This window comes from Eikenella sp. HMSC071B05 (genome assembly GCF_001811325.1).
GTDB classification, from domain to species: Bacteria; Pseudomonadota; Gammaproteobacteria; order Burkholderiales; family Neisseriaceae; genus Eikenella; species Eikenella corrodens.
In genome coordinates this window covers 153,155-168,755 of the sequence record NZ_KV804540.1, presented here as the reverse complement: position 1 = coordinate 168,755, position 15,601 = coordinate 153,155, and the positions used below count along the sequence as shown (strand labels likewise).

19 protein-coding genes and 2 tRNA genes are annotated in these 15,601 nt (G+C 56.0%); 15 read left to right on the top strand and 6 right to left on the bottom strand.

The annotated features are described in order from the left end of the window. The first annotated feature begins 11 nt into the window (after positions 1–11). The 3 genes from ubiM (at position 12) to HMPREF2796_RS03235 (ending at position 1,851) form a co-directional block, all read left to right on the top strand. Positions 12–1,184: a 5-demethoxyubiquinol-8 5-hydroxylase UbiM gene (ubiM, locus tag HMPREF2796_RS03245; RefSeq protein WP_070630918.1), complete on the top strand. Its 1,173-nt coding sequence runs from the start codon at positions 12–14 to the stop codon at positions 1,182–1,184. Positions 1,185–1,373: 189 nt separating this feature from the next. Continuing rightward, a tRNA-Thr gene (locus tag HMPREF2796_RS03240) sits at positions 1,374–1,449 on the top strand. A gap of 111 nt (positions 1,450–1,560) precedes the next feature. Continuing rightward, positions 1,561–1,851, top strand: a complete 291-nt coding sequence (locus HMPREF2796_RS03235; RefSeq protein ID WP_070630916.1) for a hypothetical protein — start codon at positions 1,561–1,563, stop codon at positions 1,849–1,851. 67 nt (positions 1,852–1,918) lie between these two features. On the opposite strand, the gene HMPREF2796_RS03230 is transcribed toward HMPREF2796_RS03235, so the two are convergent. Continuing rightward, on the bottom strand, positions 1,919–2,599 hold the full coding sequence (locus HMPREF2796_RS03230) for an ACP-like domain-containing protein (protein WP_003824276.1): 681 nt from the start codon (positions 2,597–2,599) through the stop codon (positions 1,919–1,921). A 307-nt stretch (positions 2,600–2,906) separates the two neighbouring features. After that, positions 2,907–3,251, bottom strand: a complete 345-nt coding sequence (locus tag HMPREF2796_RS03225; protein ID WP_070630914.1) for a cupin domain-containing protein — start codon at positions 3,249–3,251, stop codon at positions 2,907–2,909. Positions 3,252–3,505: 254 nt separating this feature from the next. Here HMPREF2796_RS03225 and HMPREF2796_RS03220 point away from each other — a divergent pair, with 254 nt between their 5' ends. From HMPREF2796_RS03220 to HMPREF2796_RS03200, 5 genes are all read left to right on the top strand, one after another. Then, entirely contained in the window at positions 3,506–3,835 is a 330-nt protein-coding gene (locus HMPREF2796_RS03220) for a LapA family protein (RefSeq protein ID WP_070630913.1), read from the top strand. Positions 3,836–3,839: 4 nt separating this feature from the next. Continuing rightward, positions 3,840–5,018, top strand: a complete 1,179-nt coding sequence (gene lapB / locus HMPREF2796_RS03215) for a lipopolysaccharide assembly protein LapB (RefSeq protein ID WP_070630911.1) — start codon at positions 3,840–3,842, stop codon at positions 5,016–5,018. Between the two features lie 74 nt (positions 5,019–5,092). Beyond that, entirely contained in the window at positions 5,093–5,602 is a 510-nt protein-coding gene (locus HMPREF2796_RS03210) for a DMP19 family protein (RefSeq protein ID WP_070630910.1), read from the top strand. Between the two features lie 86 nt (positions 5,603–5,688). After that, positions 5,689–6,426: an orotidine-5'-phosphate decarboxylase gene (gene pyrF / locus HMPREF2796_RS03205; protein ID WP_070630909.1), complete on the top strand. Its 738-nt coding sequence runs from the start codon at positions 5,689–5,691 to the stop codon at positions 6,424–6,426. A gap of 364 nt (positions 6,427–6,790) precedes the next feature. Further along, entirely contained in the window at positions 6,791–7,570 is a 780-nt protein-coding gene (locus tag HMPREF2796_RS03200; protein ID WP_003824267.1) for an amino acid ABC transporter permease, read from the top strand. 180 nt (positions 7,571–7,750) lie between these two features. On the opposite strand, the gene HMPREF2796_RS03195 is transcribed toward HMPREF2796_RS03200, so the two are convergent. The 4 genes from HMPREF2796_RS03195 to HMPREF2796_RS03180 all read right to left on the bottom strand — a co-directional run bounded on the left by HMPREF2796_RS03195 (position 7,751) and on the right by HMPREF2796_RS03180 (position 11,371). Beyond that, complete coding sequence (locus tag HMPREF2796_RS03195; protein ID WP_070630907.1) at positions 7,751–9,319, bottom strand: glycosyltransferase family 2 protein; 1,569 nt, start codon at positions 9,317–9,319, stop codon at positions 7,751–7,753. 167 nt (positions 9,320–9,486) lie between these two features. Then, positions 9,487–10,230, bottom strand: a complete 744-nt coding sequence (locus HMPREF2796_RS03190) for an SAM-dependent methyltransferase (RefSeq protein WP_070630905.1) — start codon at positions 10,228–10,230, stop codon at positions 9,487–9,489. A 57-nt stretch (positions 10,231–10,287) separates the two neighbouring features. Next, on the bottom strand, positions 10,288–10,710 hold the full coding sequence (locus tag HMPREF2796_RS03185; RefSeq protein ID WP_070630904.1) for a hypothetical protein: 423 nt from the start codon (positions 10,708–10,710) through the stop codon (positions 10,288–10,290). 70 nt (positions 10,711–10,780) lie between these two features. Continuing rightward, the gene (locus tag HMPREF2796_RS03180; RefSeq protein ID WP_070630902.1) at positions 10,781–11,371 is read right to left on the bottom strand and encodes a Maf family protein; all 591 of its coding nucleotides are present in this window, start codon (positions 11,369–11,371) and stop codon (positions 10,781–10,783) included. Positions 11,372–11,425: 54 nt separating this feature from the next. Here HMPREF2796_RS03180 and HMPREF2796_RS03175 point away from each other — a divergent pair, with 54 nt between their 5' ends. The 7 genes from HMPREF2796_RS03175 (at position 11,426) to HMPREF2796_RS03145 (ending at position 15,300) form a co-directional block, all read left to right on the top strand. Next, the gene (locus HMPREF2796_RS03175; protein ID WP_070630900.1) at positions 11,426–11,929 is read left to right on the top strand and encodes a YceD family protein; all 504 of its coding nucleotides are present in this window, start codon (positions 11,426–11,428) and stop codon (positions 11,927–11,929) included. A 36-nt stretch (positions 11,930–11,965) separates the two neighbouring features. Continuing rightward, positions 11,966–12,145, top strand: a complete 180-nt coding sequence (rpmF, locus tag HMPREF2796_RS03170; protein WP_003824258.1) for a 50S ribosomal protein L32 — start codon at positions 11,966–11,968, stop codon at positions 12,143–12,145. A 226-nt stretch (positions 12,146–12,371) separates the two neighbouring features. Then, positions 12,372–12,905: a phosphoribosyltransferase gene (locus HMPREF2796_RS03165; protein ID WP_003824257.1), complete on the top strand. Its 534-nt coding sequence runs from the start codon at positions 12,372–12,374 to the stop codon at positions 12,903–12,905. Between the two features lie 94 nt (positions 12,906–12,999). Continuing rightward, the gene (gene plsX, locus HMPREF2796_RS03160) at positions 13,000–14,055 is read left to right on the top strand and encodes a phosphate acyltransferase PlsX (protein WP_070630899.1); all 1,056 of its coding nucleotides are present in this window, start codon (positions 13,000–13,002) and stop codon (positions 14,053–14,055) included. A gap of 36 nt (positions 14,056–14,091) precedes the next feature. Then, a complete protein-coding gene (gene tpiA, locus HMPREF2796_RS03155) occupies positions 14,092–14,835 on the top strand; it encodes a triose-phosphate isomerase (protein ID WP_070630896.1) in 744 nt (247 codons plus the stop codon). Between the two features lie 14 nt (positions 14,836–14,849). Further along, positions 14,850–15,194, top strand: a complete 345-nt coding sequence (gene secG / locus HMPREF2796_RS03150; protein WP_023887171.1) for a preprotein translocase subunit SecG — start codon at positions 14,850–14,852, stop codon at positions 15,192–15,194. A 20-nt stretch (positions 15,195–15,214) separates the two neighbouring features. After that, positions 15,215–15,300, top strand: a tRNA-Leu gene (locus tag HMPREF2796_RS03145). The last annotated feature ends 301 nt before the right edge of the window (positions 15,301–15,601 follow it).

Genomic DNA, 15,601 nt, shown 5'->3' with positions numbered 1-15,601 from the left:
GGAGCCCCACCATGCAGCACACTTGCGATATCGTCGTTATCGGCGCCGGCCCGGCCGGTCTCAGCTTCGCCGCCGCAGCCGCCCCCAGCGGCCTGAACATCCTGCTCATCGAACAAAGCAGCCAGGAAACCCTGGCCAACCCGCCCTACGACGGCCGCGAAATCGCCCTCACCCACCCCTCGCGCGGCATCATGGAAAAACTTGGCCTGTGGCAACATATCCCCGCCGAAGGCATCTACCCGCTCAAAGCCGCCAAAGTGATCAACGGCAGTTCCCCCTACACCCTCAACTTCCCCCCGCCCACCGACGGCAAAGGCCAGCTCGGCTTCCTCGTATCCAACCACGACATCCGCCGCGCCGCCTACCAAGCCGCCAGCCAGCATGAAAACGTCCATTTCCTCACCGGCCATAAAGTGCAGGAAGCCGTCAACGGCGAAGAGAGCGTGAGCATCCTGCTCGACAACGGCGACACCGTATCCGCCCGTCTGCTCATCGCCGCCGACAGCCGTTTCTCGCAAACCCGCCGCCAGGCCGGCATTTCCGCCGACATGCACGACTTCGGCCGCACCGTGCTCGTAGCACGCTTCTCCCACACCACCTCCAACGAAAACACCGCTTACGAATGCTTCAGCTACGGCCGCACCATCGCCCTGCTGCCGCTGGGTGAACACATGACCAACTGCGTCATCACCATCGACAACCGCCGCCTACATGAAATCACCGAGCTCAGCCCCGAAGCGCTGGCTGCCGACCTTGAGCAACATCTGCAAGGCCAACTCGGCAAGATGACCCCGGCCGGCAGCATCCACACCTATCCCTTGGTTGGCGTACACGCCCGCCGCTTCTCCACCCGCCGCACCGCCCTCATCGGCGACGCCGCCGTGGGCATGCACCCCGTTACCGCCCACGGCTTCAACCTTGGCCTCGCCAGTGCCGACATCCTGGCCGGCCTCATCGTGCAGGCTGCCGCTTCCGGCCAAGACATCGCCGACACCAAGCTTTTGGAAAAATACGAAGCCAAACATATCCTGCACACCCGCGCGCTGTATCACGGCACCAACTTCGTGGTGAAACTCTTCACCAATGAAACCCCGCCCGCCAAATTCCTGCGCAATACCGTACTGCGCCTGAGCAACCACCTGCCGCCGGTGAAAAAACTGATTACCAAACAGCTCACCGGTTAGGTTGCAGCCGCTTCAGCGCCGCGAACGTATTTTCAGGTAGCCTGTTCCCGCAACAGGCTACATGAAAACATATGCGGTACTACCCCATTCTTCACTCCTATCCAAGTTGCTGCAAAACCACGTTTCTCCCATTTTTTGCTGCACCCTCTTGCCAAATACACACAACATCGGCATAATTCGCCGCTTCTTGCCGGTGTAGCTCAGTTGGTAGAGCACCTGACTTGTAATCAGGGGGTCGCGAGTTCGATTCCTGCCGCCGGCACCAAAATCCTAATCGCAAATCAGCTAGTTATGCTGGTTTGCGATTTTTCTTGTCTGTATGCTCTCTGGCACTTTGGACAAACTCAATTTCAGGTAGCCTGTTTTACTTACTACTATGCGCACACCCTTCAAGCTCAATGCCTCCCTGTGGGAGCTGCCATCTGCCCACGCCGACGATATATCCAGCCAATATATCGACACTGCCCTACGGCAACATCCGTGCATCCACTTATCAGACTACGCCATGGCGCCGAATGCAGATATGTGGACAATCACATTTCAAGGCAACGACTTCATCGTGGTCAACGACTTGGCCGACGGTTTGAGCATCCGCTTTTCTGATTTGGCACAAACCAACTTGGCAGAAAAGCTGCTGAGCATCATTGAACCCCAAAAGGCTACCTGAAACCCGATGGCCAAACAAAACAGGCACAACCGCAAAGTTGTGCCTGTTTGCCTATCCGCCACTCCGATTAACGGGCGGGCGAGCAATCTTTATACAGCATCTGGCCGTTGGGCGCGCTCACGATGATATCTTGGCTGCGGTAGTTGGCCGAATCCATGGCATTGGTGGTCAGGCGGTAGCCGTTGGCGCTGAATACGGTGTCCACATTGTCGGAAGCCGACAGGTTGTACGGCAGGCGCAGATTGCGGTTGTTCACGCGCAGTTCGGCGCTGGTGGGCACACCGGCAGAGTTGAAGTGGTAATTCACGTTCAAGCGGCGGCCTTGCTGGCACACATAGGCCACGCTGCCGCTACGGGCTGCAGCGGGCGGAGCTTGGCGGGCCGGCTCGTTTTGGCGCGGATTACAGTCTTTATACAGGAATTCGCTGCGCGGCGAGAGGATGCTGATGCCTTCTTCGCTACGGTAGTTGCGGGCGGTAAGCACCGGGCCGGTCAGGTTGTAGCCGGCACGGTCTTTAAACGCAGTGCCCGTGCTGTCAGAGCGGCGCGCATCGAAAGCCATATTGCGGTTGCTGCCGTTGAGGCGCGCGCGCGCAGACACGGGTTTGCCGCGGCTGTTGAACTGATAGCTCACATCCACCTGTTTGCCTTGTTGGCAGACATAAGACACAGTGCCGCCGGCAGCGAATGCCGGGGCAGCGATACCCACAGCCAAAGCAGCTAATGCTGTTGATTGCCAAAATTTCATTTTCAAACTCCCTTCATTTGGAATGTAGTTGGAATGTAATTGGCGTTCTCTAAGGCGGATTGGCCTTTTGCGCGGCCAAAACCCAATGCAGAACAACGAGTGCATTGTAACAGACCGTTTTCTTAAGCTACGGTTAGCCCTAGGTTAAAGTTTGTAGCGGCTGTATGGGCAAATCATGTTTCAGGCAGCCTGCAATCAGAAGTAAAGGCTACCTAAAAACAGCCTTATCCAGCCGCCATTTTATTTTCAGGTAGCCTCAACAAAACAGGCGCGGTTTGGCACACCGCGCCTGCTGCTTTATCCAAGCTCAATCCACGTTCACCATCACCAGCTGCATCCGGCAAGCACTCACGGCGCTCAGCGCATGGCGTTCGTTCGGAGCGAGATACACCACATCGCCTGCATGCAGGATTTCGTGGCGCGCGCCGATGGAGAAATCCATCTCGCCTTCCAGCAGGGTAACCACCACGGCCTTGGTGGAGGTGTGCTCGGTGAGCACTTGGCCGGCATCCAGCGTGAAAGCCACCACACGCAGCAAATCGTTGTTCAGCACGGTGCGCGAAGTGGTGGCCTGCTCGCTCACTGGCAGCGCTTGGTTCAGGTCGAGTTTGAATAGGGATTCGGATACGGGGGTTACAGCAGTTGCAGACATCAGATTGCTCCTTAATTTGTTTAACGAGTGGGAGAAAAATCCGGCCGGCAGGGTTTGATGGATATTTTATTATTGTTTGAAATGGTTAGCCGCTTAACATCGGCTAGCTGACAGCAAACTTAATAAGCTGAAACCATCATAACATATTTTCAGGTAGCCTTCCCGCTGCCCGGCAGGCTACCTGAAACCCCCCAAATAGTTTACACTTCGCCATTGATATCCATTCCCGCCCGCATGACGAAAGGCCCAGCCTCATGAAACTGTTTTCGCTCATCATCAAACTGCTGCTTTTGGCGGTTTTTATCGTTTTAGCCGCATTCAACACCCATATCGTCAACTTCAGCTATCTGCCCGGCAGAGAAATCAGCCTGCCGCTGATTCTGCTGCTCTTGGCGTTTTTCGTTATCGGCGCAGTGTTCGGCGTGTTTTCCATGTTTGGCCGCCTGCTCTCCTTGCGTCATGAAAACAACCGCCTGCGCAACGAAGTGCGCAAAAACGCCCGGATCGCGCAGGAGCAGCTGCAAACACCCGTGCCCGCCGATGCCGCCCAGCCTGTGCCCGAAGCTGCCCCGGTAAAGGAATAGGCACATGGACGGCAATATTTGGTGGTGGCTCACCCCGATTATCCTGCTGCCCGTCTTCTTTGCCATGGGCTGGTTTGCCGCCCGGGTAGACATGAAAGCCGTGCTCAAGCAGGCCAAATCCGTGCCCACCGCGTTTTACGCCAGCCTGGATGCCTTGGTAGACCGCAACCTCGGCAGCGCCGCCCGCCACCTGGCCGACATGACCGAGCTGCTGCCCGCCGGCGACAACGCCCACGAGCTGCACCTCACTCTAGGCAAACTCTACCGCCAGCGCGGCGAAAACGACAAAGCCATCCGCCTGCACCAAGCCCTGCTCGAGGCGCCAGAAACCGTGGGCGAAAGGCGCAACCAAGTGCTGTTCGAGCTCGGGCAAGATTACCAAAGCGCCGGCTTGGTGGATCGCGCCGAGCAGATTTTCCTCGGCCTGCAGCAAGGCAATATGGCCGCCCAAGCCCGCCAAGTGCTGCTGAATATCTATCAGCAAGACCGCGACTGGGCCAAAGCCATCGATACCGCCCAACTGCTCAGCCACGACGAACAAACCTACCGCTTCGAAATCGCCCAATTCTACTGCGAGCTGGCGCAGGCCGCCCTGTTTAAATCCGACTTCGAGCAAGCCCGCACCGACATCGCCAAAGCGCTGGATGCCAACCGCAAATGCGCCCGCGCCAACATGATTCTTGGCGATTTGGAGCAAAAGCTGGGCAACTACCCCGCCGCCGTGGCCGCCTACACCGCCATCGAAAAACAAAACCATGCCTACTTGAGCATGGTGGGCGAAAAACTGTATGACGCCTACGATGCCCAAGGTGAAGCCGCCGCCGGCCTCGCCGTGCTCACAGGCTACCTGAAAACTTTTCCCCAGCTTGATTTGATCAACGTAGTTTACGAAAAATCGCTGCTGCTCTACGGCGAAGAAAAGGCGGCCGAAACTGCCGTCGAACTCGTGCGCCAAAAGCCCGACCTCGGCGGCGTATACCGCCTGCTCGGCCTGCGCCTGAGCAACCTCGACCCCGCCTGGAAGAGCGATGCCGACATGATGCGCGGCGTAATCGGGCGCACCCTGCAGAAAAACGTGATGTACCGCTGCCGCCACTGCCACTTCAAATCGCAAGTGTTCTTCTGGCACTGCCCCGCCTGCAACAAATGGGAGACCTTTACACCCAACAAAATTGAAGTTTAGCTTCACCGCAATTTAGTTTCACCGTAGTACCGTAGTTTAGTTCCATCGTAGTTTAGTTCTAAAGGAGAAATAAAATGTCCAATAATATGATGACCATCAACCAAATGTACCGCATGCTCCACGTGTGGACACACCGCATCCGCCACAGCGACCGTTTTATCGAACGCTATAGCGGTGCCCAACGCGCCCTGCTCGCCTACCTCAGCCTCGACCTCCTGATGGAAGACGACGGCTTTGTGTTGCTGATTGCCGATGGACGAGGAGAACATGCCCTCTCTCCCGAAACCGCCGAATACCTGCGTCAATGGGGTGTTTGCGACACACCCAACATCATCGACCGCGCCCGTGCCCTTTACCAACAGCACGGTGCCGCCATCCAAGCCGCAGCCCAAAATGGCAGCAGCATTGAAGAGTTGCGCGCGCAATTCCCCCAGTTCGACGAGCTCGATGCCGACTACTGCCTGGTATCGGAAGACGACTTCTGCACCGTCTGCCCCTATATCCGCCGCCATCCAGTAGAATTCGCCGAGCTCACTGCCGCAGCTGGAGAAAGCGGCAGCCCCATGCCCCCGCTTGATGCTTAATTTTAAAGGCTACCTGAAACCTATTTCTTAGCAACACGGCTTTCAGGTAGCCTTTTTCCATTTCAACCCCATCCGCTCCCATTTCCATGAATCCCCTTATCCTCGACTCCGCTCCGCCCGCCCGCCGCACCCCCGTTATCGTCGCCCTCGATTTTGCCAACGAAGCCGACACCCTCTCCTTCGTGCGCCGCTTAAGCCCCGATTCGTGCCGCCTCAAAATCGGCAAAGAACTGTTTACTGCCACCGGCCGACACTTGGCCGAAGCCCTAATCAACCAAGGCTTCCACCTCTTCCTCGACCTCAAATACCACGACATCCCCAACACCGTGGCCGCCGCCTGCCGCGTGGCCGCCGACATGGGCGTGTGGATGGTGGATATGCACACCGCCGGCGGCCGCCGCATGATGGAAGCCGCTGCTGAAGCCGTGGCCAACCACCGCCAACGCCCCCTGCTCATCGGCGTCACCATCCTCACCAGTATGGAGCAGACCGACCTCAACGAACTCGGCCTCACCGCCCCCATCGCCGATTGGGCATCCCGCTGGGCCGCCCTGGCGCAGCAATCCGGCCTCGACGGCGTGGTCTGCTCCCCGCACGAAGCCGCCACCCTGCGCCAGCAGCGCGGCAGCGAATTTGTGCTGGTTACGCCCGGCATCCGCCCCAACCCCGGCGGCAACCAAGACGACCAGCGCCGCATCATGACCCCTGCCCAAGCCCTCGAGGCCGGCAGCAGCTATCTCGTGATGGGCCGACCCATCACCCAAGCGCCCGACCCCGCCGCCGTGCTGGCCGAAATCAACCGCCTGGCCAACCCTGCCGACTAAACAGCCAATTGCAATCAGGCTACCTGAAAGCAGAGGCTACCTGAAAATGAAGCCCCGAAGAAGCTGGGATTTAACAAACCCACTTCGTTCGTTTTAACTGCGTTGAAGCTTCGTTTTCAGGTAGCCTTTATAGTGGATTAAAATAAGAATGGGATAAGGCGGCGAGCCGCAGACAGTATGAGCAATACGGCAAGGCGAGCCAACGCTGTAGCATTCTTATTTTAATCCACTATATTCATTTTGCCGCCAACCATCCCCTTTCCGGCCACTTGCCGCCAACTGACAAGCCCGCCGTTTTCTTGTACAATCCGCCCCTTATTTCGTCAAAATCCGTAAACAATTCTGCAACTGAGCTAAGATTTCTATGAGCAGCGAAACCGGCCTTATTCAACTGTTTTCCCAACATTTTCCGATTATCTACGAATATCGCCAAATGTTCTTCTTCGGCGTGCTGGCCACCATCGGCATCGCCGCTGCCGCCACCTTTTTCGGCATGATTCTGGGTTTGTGCAATGCCCTGATCCGCGTGATTCGAATCGAAAAAGGCAACATCGTTACCAAAGGCCTGTTGTGGCTGCTGCAACAATGCTCGCGCCTCTACGTTACCCTATTCCGCGGCACACCGATGCTGGTGCAAATTTTCATTTGGCACAACGTGTGGTCGCCCCTTTTGGTGCACCAGCAAAACGGCCTCTTGATCAGCGGCGATTTGGCTGTTTACCTGCGCCAAAACTATGCCCCGTTGGTGGCCGGTGTCTTGGCACTCTCCTTCAACTCCGGCGCCTACATCACCGAAGTGTTCCGCTCCGGCATCAAATCGATCGACCGCGGCCAAATGGAAGCTGCCCGCTCGCTCGGTTTGAGCTACGGCCAAGCCATGCGCTACATCATCCTTCCGCAAACCCTGCGCCGCATGCTCGGCCCATTGGGCAACGAATTCATCACCCTACTCAAAGACAGCTCGCTTTTGGCCACCATCGCCGTAGCCGAGCTCACCTATGTCGCCAAGAGCGCGGCCGGCCGTTATTATGTGTATGAAGAGCCGTATTACTTCATCGCCTTGGTTTACCTGATGCTTACCATGGCACTGGCCTGGTTCTTCGCCCGCCTGGAGAAAAAATACAATACCGACGGCAACCGTTAACCGCCTGTTTCCAGCAACCAAAAGGCTACCTGATTGTTCAGGTAGCCTTTTTATCATCCGCAACGCTTACTCTGCACATATAGTGGATTAAATTTAAATCAGGACAAGGCGGCGAGCCGCAGACAGTACAACACGTTACGGCAAGGCGAGCCAACGCTGTACTGGTTTAAATTTAATTTACTATAAAAACCGATCCACGCCGTTTTCGCACCACACCAGCTTCTGCTCCTGAGCAGCGGCCAGCAGGCGGTCGTTTTCCGGCAGGGCGGCACGTTCGGCTTCAGGGTGGTAGAGGTGGTAGGCCACGGCGGCGAATTTCAGGTTGGCGCGTTGGCCGCCGTTGTTGAAAAAGCGGGCGACAAATTCGCTGTCTTCACGCCCCCAGCCGACAAAATCGCTGTTGAAGCCGTTGACTTTCAGCGCGTCTTCGCGGAAGAAAGCCATATTGCAGCCGCGGATGCCGTGAAAATCATCGCGGGTTTCGCGGCGCAGGATGCGCTTGGACAGCCACGGCAGGCGGCAAGCGGAGAAGCGTTTTTCAAAGCGTTTTTCCAAACCCTTCTCATACCATTTCAGCACGCGGTAGCTGGCAGGATTGGCCAGCAGCTCGTGGGTTTTCTCCGGCGTGAGAATCACGCGACTGCCCTGCACAAACAGGCCTTTTTTCGCAGCGTGTTTGTGGTCGGCGATAAATTCGGGATGCAGCACCATATCGCCGTCGATAATCACAATATAGTCGCTGCCCGCCTGCGCCAGGGCGCGGTTGCGCGATTCGGCCAGGCGGAAGCCGTCGTCGGGCTGCCAGGCGTGCAATAGCGGCACCGGGAACTGCGTCCGATAGCGTTCGACCACGGCACGGGTATCGTCGCGCGAGCCATCGTCGGCCACAATCACTTCCTGCGGCAGCACGCGCTGCACCAGCACCGAACGCAGCACGGCTTCCAGCGCGTCGGGGCGGTTGTACGTGGTGATGATGAGCGACACGGTGAGCCGCTGGTTGGCCTCGTGCAGCTTGATGTATTTGTAGTAGGCGCCGCTGGCATTGGCAAAGGCAATCGTCCAGCCGTCGCCGCCGTCAAACATGCCGCGCTTCAAAATATAGTTTTTGAAAAACGCCGCCGCGCCGTGCCCTACTGCGCTGAGCACCGAAGCGCGCCGTTTGAATTGCTGCTGCTCGGCAAACAAATCGGTGTAGTGCTGCATTTTGCTGATGAGGGCGGCGGCGCCGTCGAACGAGTAATGCAGGAGCGGGTGTTTTTCAGGTAGCCTCACCACGCTGCTGCCGGCCGATTCGATCAGGGACTCATGCACTTGGTTGTCGTTGAAGCGCACGGTTTGGCGGTGGTAGAGGCGTTTCACCCAATCCGGATACCAGCCGCAGCTTTTGATGGGGCGGCCGCGATAATGGTTCAGGCGCGGCAGGGCGTAGATTTTGCCGCTGTCGCTCCAATCAAGCGCGCGGATGGCTTCCACCTGCTCGGGCAGCAGGATTTCGTCGCTGTCGATATTGAGCACCCAATCGTTGCGCGCCAAACCGGCGGCCAGGTTTTTCATCGGGCCGAAGCCGATAAATTCGTGATGGTGCACGGCCACATTGGGGAAGCGGCGGGCAATGTCGAGCGTGCGGTCGGTGGAGCCGTTGTCGAGCACGATGATTTCGTCAAATGCGGCCAGTGCGGTCAGGCAGGCTTCCAAGTGCCGCTCGGCGTTTTTCACCAGCATGGTGATGCTCACGGGGATGGGGGTCATAAGGCCTCTTCTATTGAATACGATTGGATGGCAAAGGCTACCTGAAAGCGAAGCCTTAACGCCGTTAAAACAACCGAAGTGAGTTTCTGCGAAGCTAAAACGAGCAAATCGGGTTTCGCCAAAAACAAGGCGTTCAAAAGCAGCCGAGCCAAGGTTTCAGGTAGCCTCTAACGCCGTTTACGGGCAGGTGCTGGCACTTGGCCGGCGGCATACACCACAAATACGGTCGGCTGCTTGTGCAGGTCGGGCAGTTGCGGCTGTTTGCGCCATTCACCCGCCGTCATGCTGATGATGCGCTGTTCCGGCAGGGTGAGGTTGCTGGCGGCGCACAGCAGGGTATCGGCTTGCAGCGCGGCCACGGCATCGGCCAGCAGGGCGTTGTTGCGATACGGGGTTTCGATAAAGATTTGGCTTTCGTTGCGGCGCTGCGAATCCTGCTCGATGGTTTTCAGGTAGCCTACCCGCCCGGCAGAATCGGCGGGCAGATAACCACGAAAAGCAAACTGCTGGCCGTTGGCACCGGAGGCCATCAGAGCCAGCATCAGGCTGGACGGCCCTACCAGCGGCCACACGGCAAATCCGGCGCGATGCGCCAGCGCCACCAGCGCCGCGCCGGGGTCGGCCACCGCGGGGCAACCGGCTTCGCTGAGCAGGCCCATGCTGCGGCCTTGGCGCAACGGTTGCAGCAAATCGGGCAATTCGGCTGGTTCGGTGTGTTTGTTTAACGTGCGCAGGCTCAACTCTTGCAGCGGGGCATTCAAACCGAAATGGCGCAAACAGGCGCGGGCGGTTTTCTCTCCTTCAACCACAAAGTCGGTGAGCCCGGCCAGCAGCTTTTGCTCGTACGGCAGAAGGCAGGGGGTATCCGGGCTGCCTAGCGGGGTGGGGATAAGGAATAAAGTGGGTTGCATAGTTTTGTTGCTGGCTTAGAAAAGGCTACTGAAAAATCAGCATTTTTCGGAGTCTGCCTATTCATGTAGGCTTAAAATAAATTCATCAAAAGAATTAGCTATTTTGTCTATAAAACCATCTGCATAAACAATACACACTGAGCTATCGGCAGGGTTGAAACTAATAAACCCTGTATCGCACATGCCAAAAGCACGCATACTTCTTACTTCATTCAGTGAAAACACATCAGGTGCATTAAAGCAGATATCTACCTCGTTGCTTGCCAAATCATCGGCAATTACGGAAGGCATCAGATAATTGGGAGAATCGGAAAAATCTTGCTGGAATATAGTGTTGCTGTCCCATATCGAGCCAAACAAATATTCATCGTTATCTGTTCTATTGTCAGGCTTAAATTGGGTATCTGCCAAACCTTTTGGATACCGTGCTAAAAACTCCACATATGCACCGGGAAATAGATTCTCTACCTTATCCATCATGCCACTCCACTCTGAAACCGATACAGTTCCTTCAAATCTATTGAAGCCAAAATTTCAGCTAGCCTCAAGCTCATAAAACCGCCATCCCTTCGGCCTGCAAAAAATCAATCAGCCGGAAAATCGGCAGGCCGATGAGGGCATTGGGATCGCTGCTGTCGATGCGTTCAATCAGCGCACCGCCCAAACCTTCGCTTTTCACGCCACCGGCGCAATAAACTGCATCCGGTTCACGCTCCAGATAACGGGCGATTTGCTGCGCAGTAAGTGGGCGCATCTTTACCGTGGTGGTATCCACATGGCGGTGCAGGCTACCTGAAAACGTATTGAACACACACAATGCGCTGTAAAAATGCAGCTCTTGGCCAGCGGTTTCAGCCAGCATTTGTTGTGCTTTCGCCACGTCCATCGGCTTGCCCAACTGCCGCCCGTTGCAGCAGGCCACTTGGTCGGCTCCGATAATCAAATGCCGCGGGAAACGTGCAGCCAGCGCGCGGGCTTTGGCCTCGGCCAAGCGTTGGGCAGTTTGGCGGGGTGTTTCTCCGGGCAGCGGCGTTTCATCGCAATCAGGCGCGGCAGTGGTAAATTGCAGGCCTAGTTTGGCCAGCTGCTGCTGTCGAAATAGCGAAGAAGAAGCGAGGACAATCGGCAGGACTGTGTTCATAAACCGTATTAAAATATTGACGTTTCAGGCGGCTGATTATATCATGACGCGTTTATGTCAGACCCTATTTTGATTGATCCGAAAGCGCTGGCCGAGCAGGCGCAGCATCTGGCCGGCCAAATCCGGCTGAGCGAGATGGACGAGCGCGTAAGCCGGCACGAGTTTTTGGCCGAACAGCAAACGCCGGTGTCTTTTGCCTTGCAGGGCGGCTGCGACAAACGGCAGCGCCTGTATTTGGATTTATCGGTTTCAGCACAGTTGTCGCTGGTTTGCCAACGCTGCATGCAGCCGCTGCCCTTTGCTTTAAACGAACAGGCGCGTATCGTTTTGTTCGACAGTGAAGAAGCACTGGATGAAGCCATGGCGGCCGAAGAAGAGCTCGAAGGCATACTGCCGGAAGCGCAGTTGGATGTAGGCACGCTAGTGGAAGAGCAGATTTTGATGGCGCTGCCGTATGCCCCCTGCCACGAAAGCTGCCACTCCGATCAGCTCGATGCCGTCAATCAAGATCGCCCCAATCCGTTTGCTGCTTTGGCGGCGTTGAAAAGTGGTCGTTAATTATTTTATTCAGGTTTATCCTCAGGAGTTTGCAACATGGCTGTTCAACAAAACAAAAAATCCCCCTCTCGCCGCGGCATGCACCGCGCCCACGACGCGCTGACTGCTCCCGCTCTGTCTGTAGACAGCGCCACCGGTGAAGTACACCGCCCGCACCACATTTCTGCCAACGGCATGTACCGTGGCCGTAAAGTGGTAAAGGCCAAAGACGAGTAAATCAGCCATAGGCCGATTCCAAGCCAGCAGATTGCCCTTAGCAATTACTGGCTTTTTTGCATTGCAAACATAGGGTAGCCAATCAAGCTGAAGTTTCAGGTAGCCTGAAACGGCTCCAGCCTTGCCGATGAGTTGCCCTCCATTCAGCAGCTGTTTACAATCTGCCGTTACGCAGACGCCTCAACAACGACAACCCGCGCTGCGCCGACCCAACAAAGGATTGAAAATGTCGGAAAAAATTTGGTATACCTACGACGAAATTCATCAAGCCATCCGCCAATTGGCACAAAAAATCCAAGCGTCCGGCACCCGCTACGATGCGATGATCGCCATCGGCGGCGGCGGTTTTATCCCCGCACGGATACTGCGCAGCTTCCTCAATATTCCAATCTACGCCATCACCACCGCCTATTACTGCAACGACCAGGGCCACACCACTCGTGATTCTGTGCAGAAAGTCCAATGGCTCGACCCCATGCCGGAAAGCCTGAAAGGCAAACACGTTTTGGTGGTGGACGAAGTGGACGACAGCCGCGTTACCCTGCAATTCTGCCTCGAGCAGCTGCAACAAGAAGACTTTGCCTCGATGGGTGTGGCTGTATTGCACGAAAAAATCAAAGCAAAAAAAGGCATCCTCCCGCCCGATATCGCCTATTTCAGCGGCCTGGTTACGCCCGATTGGTGGATCAACTACCCCTGGGATGCCGACGACATTACCGAACACAACGCACTAGCCGCTCAAAAACCGCAACTGCCCTAAGGGCTACCTGAAACCATCCGTCCGCCGCTATTCCATTCTATTTTTCAGGTAGCCTCATGGCACGGCAACGGAACACAACAAAGCACAGAATCCAATGATTACTTTAGCCATAGACGCCATGGGCGGCGATGCCGGCCTTACGGTTACCATTCCGGCAGCCTTGGCCTTCCTGCAAGAAAAAACCGATGTCAAACTCATTTTGGTAGGCGATGAAGAAGCCGTCCGCAGTGCGCTGGGCGAACACGCCTCACACGAGCGGCTGCAAATCATACATGCCAGCCAAGTGGTGGGCATGGACGAAGCCCCGCAGTCGGCCTTGAAAAACAAAAAAGACTCCTCCATGCGTGTGGCCATCAGCCAGGTGAAAGAAGGTGTTGCACAGGCCGCTGTATCTGCCGGCAACACCGGCGCACTAATGGCCACCGCCCGCTTCGTGCTCAAAACCCTGCCCGGTATCGACCGGCCGGCGATTGCCAAATTCATGCCCTCCAAAGGCGGCGGTCTCGCCCTGATGCTGGATTTGGGCGCCAACGTGGATTGCTCCGCCGCCCAGCTGCTGCAATTTGCCGTAATGGGTGGCGAGCTGTTCGGCGCCATGTATCCGCGTAACAGCCAACCGCGCATCGGCCTGCTGAATGTCGGCACTGAAGACATCAAAGGCGGTAGCGTAATTAAAGAAGCACACCACCTGTTGCAACAAAGCCCGCTGAATTTTGTTGGTAATGTGGAAGGCAACGCTGTATTCAGTGGCGAAGTTGACGTTGTGGTGGCCGACGGCTTTACCGGCAATGCCGTACTAAAAGCCATTGAAGGAGCGGTTAAATTCATCGGCGGCATTATCCGCGAAGAATTCAGTCGCAACTGGCTGAACAAACTTGCCGCTCTGCTGGCGCTGCCCACCCTGCGCGGCTTCAAAAACCGCCTCGACCCGCGCAAGTTTAACGGCGCCATCTTCCTCGGCCTGCGCGGCATCGTGATCAAAAGCCACGGCGGCGCAGACGTAGAAGCCTTCAAATACGCCCTGCTCGAGGCCTACCACGAAGTCGAATCCGGCTCCATGGCCAAAATCGAACAAGGCATCGCCACCCAAATGGCACGCCTGACTGCCGCGGCAGAACAAACCCAAACCGCAACTACCACCGTAGAATAAGCCCCGACCATCCCACAACCGAAAGGACGGCACAGCATGAATTGGCAACAACCTTGGATTATTGGCAACTGGAAAATGAACGGCCGCCGCAGCTCAACAGCGGCATTCGCCCAAGCTTGGGCGGCACAAAGGCTACCTGAAAACGTCTGCACCGGTATTGCCGCCCCCCTGCCCTATCTGCTCGACTTAAAACAAGCTGCGCCCGCTCTGCCAGTCGGTGCGCAAGATGTGAGCCGCTTCGATAAAGACGGCGCGTTCACCGGCGAAACTTCCGCCACCATGCTGGCCGACCTTGGCGCACAATTCGTGCTGCTCGGCCACTCCGAACGCCGCCAGTATTTCGGTGAAAATAACGAAGCCCTCTCCGCCAAGTTAGACAACGCATTGGCCGCCGGACTCACCCCGATTCTGTGCGTGGGTGAAACCCTAGCACAACGCCAAGCTGCGCAGGAGCAAGCTGTAGTGGCCGAACAACTCTCTGTATTGCGCGGCAAAGTCATGCCCCATATTGCCGTTGCCTACGAGCCAGTATGGGCTATCGGTACCGGGCAAGTGGCTTCGCCCGAACAAATTGCCGATATGCACGCTTTTATTTACGCAGAACTCTTGTCTTTCGCCAACAAGAGTGCTAATATCCGCGCTCTTTACGGCGGCAGTGTCAATGCACAAAATGCACAAACCATCCTGACCCTGCCAAATGTAGACGGTGCCTTAGTCGGTGGAGCATCCTTGCAGGCCGACAGTTTTGCCGCCATCGTTCAAGCCGCAGCAAAACAATAAATAGCGAAACAAACATGGAAGCTTTCAAAACCCTTATTATGATTATCGGCGGCTTTGCCTCGATTGCTGTCATCGGCTTGGTGCTGATGCAGCAGGGCAAGGGTGCTGATGCCGGTGCCGCTTTTGGCACGGGCAGCGCGCAAGGCGTATTCGGTTCTGCCGGCAGCGCCAACTTCCTCAGCCGCAGCACCGCTATCGCCGCCACTGTATTTTTCTGCTGCTGCTTAGCACTCAGCATCATTTCATCCAAGCAGGGCAGCGGTAACAAACTGGGTTTGGATGCACCTGCTGCAGCACAGCATCACGCTCCGGCCGCTTCGCAACCAGCAGCAGCCAGCCAGCCGGTTATTCCGGAGTAAAAACAAATTCTGATTTTTCAGCCGACATGGTGGAATTGGTAGACACGCTATCTTGAGGGGGTAGTGACCGTAGGTCGTATGAGTTCAAGTCTCATTGTCGGCACCATCAAACAAAAACAGCCCAAATTTTCGGGCTGTTTTTTATGTCTAATATTATCCAGTACCCAAGAACAATTTGTCCTATTTTCTAATCACAATTAAATAAAAGGTGTGGAAATCAACAGCGTTGTTTACACTTTCGGCTTTTGCTTGAAGACCCGTTTGAGCAGCTATCCGGCATTGTCAAGAATGTCGATAGACACGGGAAACCCGATTTATTCTTGATAATGACAGATAGTTGTTTAAAAACCATTCAAAAAAAACAAAAGCTATCCACCGTAGAAAAAGTGTAAACAACGCGACGATTT

Coding starts and splice junctions, on each gene's coding strand:
- ubiM (WP_070630918.1), top strand. CDS start 12: ATGCAGCACACTTGCGATATCGTCGTTATCGGCGCCGGCCCGGCCGGT.
- HMPREF2796_RS03235 (WP_070630916.1), top strand. CDS start 1,561: ATGCGCACACCCTTCAAGCTCAATGCCTCCCTGTGGGAGCTGCCATCT.
- HMPREF2796_RS03230 (WP_003824276.1), bottom strand. CDS start 2,599: ATGAAATTTTGGCAATCAACAGCATTAGCTGCTTTGGCTGTGGGTATC.
- HMPREF2796_RS03225 (WP_070630914.1), bottom strand. CDS start 3,251: ATGTCTGCAACTGCTGTAACCCCCGTATCCGAATCCCTATTCAAACTC.
- HMPREF2796_RS03220 (WP_070630913.1), top strand. CDS start 3,506: ATGAAACTGTTTTCGCTCATCATCAAACTGCTGCTTTTGGCGGTTTTT.
- lapB (WP_070630911.1), top strand. CDS start 3,840: ATGGACGGCAATATTTGGTGGTGGCTCACCCCGATTATCCTGCTGCCC.
- HMPREF2796_RS03210 (WP_070630910.1), top strand. CDS start 5,093: ATGTCCAATAATATGATGACCATCAACCAAATGTACCGCATGCTCCAC.
- pyrF (WP_070630909.1), top strand. CDS start 5,689: ATGAATCCCCTTATCCTCGACTCCGCTCCGCCCGCCCGCCGCACCCCC.
- HMPREF2796_RS03200 (WP_003824267.1), top strand. CDS start 6,791: ATGAGCAGCGAAACCGGCCTTATTCAACTGTTTTCCCAACATTTTCCG.
- HMPREF2796_RS03195 (WP_070630907.1), bottom strand. CDS start 9,319: ATGACCCCCATCCCCGTGAGCATCACCATGCTGGTGAAAAACGCCGAG.
- HMPREF2796_RS03190 (WP_070630905.1), bottom strand. CDS start 10,230: ATGCAACCCACTTTATTCCTTATCCCCACCCCGCTAGGCAGCCCGGAT.
- HMPREF2796_RS03185 (WP_070630904.1), bottom strand. CDS start 10,710: ATGATGGATAAGGTAGAGAATCTATTTCCCGGTGCATATGTGGAGTTT.
- HMPREF2796_RS03180 (WP_070630902.1), bottom strand. CDS start 11,371: ATGAACACAGTCCTGCCGATTGTCCTCGCTTCTTCTTCGCTATTTCGA.
- HMPREF2796_RS03175 (WP_070630900.1), top strand. CDS start 11,426: ATGTCAGACCCTATTTTGATTGATCCGAAAGCGCTGGCCGAGCAGGCG.
- rpmF (WP_003824258.1), top strand. CDS start 11,966: ATGGCTGTTCAACAAAACAAAAAATCCCCCTCTCGCCGCGGCATGCAC.
- HMPREF2796_RS03165 (WP_003824257.1), top strand. CDS start 12,372: ATGTCGGAAAAAATTTGGTATACCTACGACGAAATTCATCAAGCCATC.
- plsX (WP_070630899.1), top strand. CDS start 13,000: ATGATTACTTTAGCCATAGACGCCATGGGCGGCGATGCCGGCCTTACG.
- tpiA (WP_070630896.1), top strand. CDS start 14,092: ATGAATTGGCAACAACCTTGGATTATTGGCAACTGGAAAATGAACGGC.
- secG (WP_023887171.1), top strand. CDS start 14,850: ATGGAAGCTTTCAAAACCCTTATTATGATTATCGGCGGCTTTGCCTCG.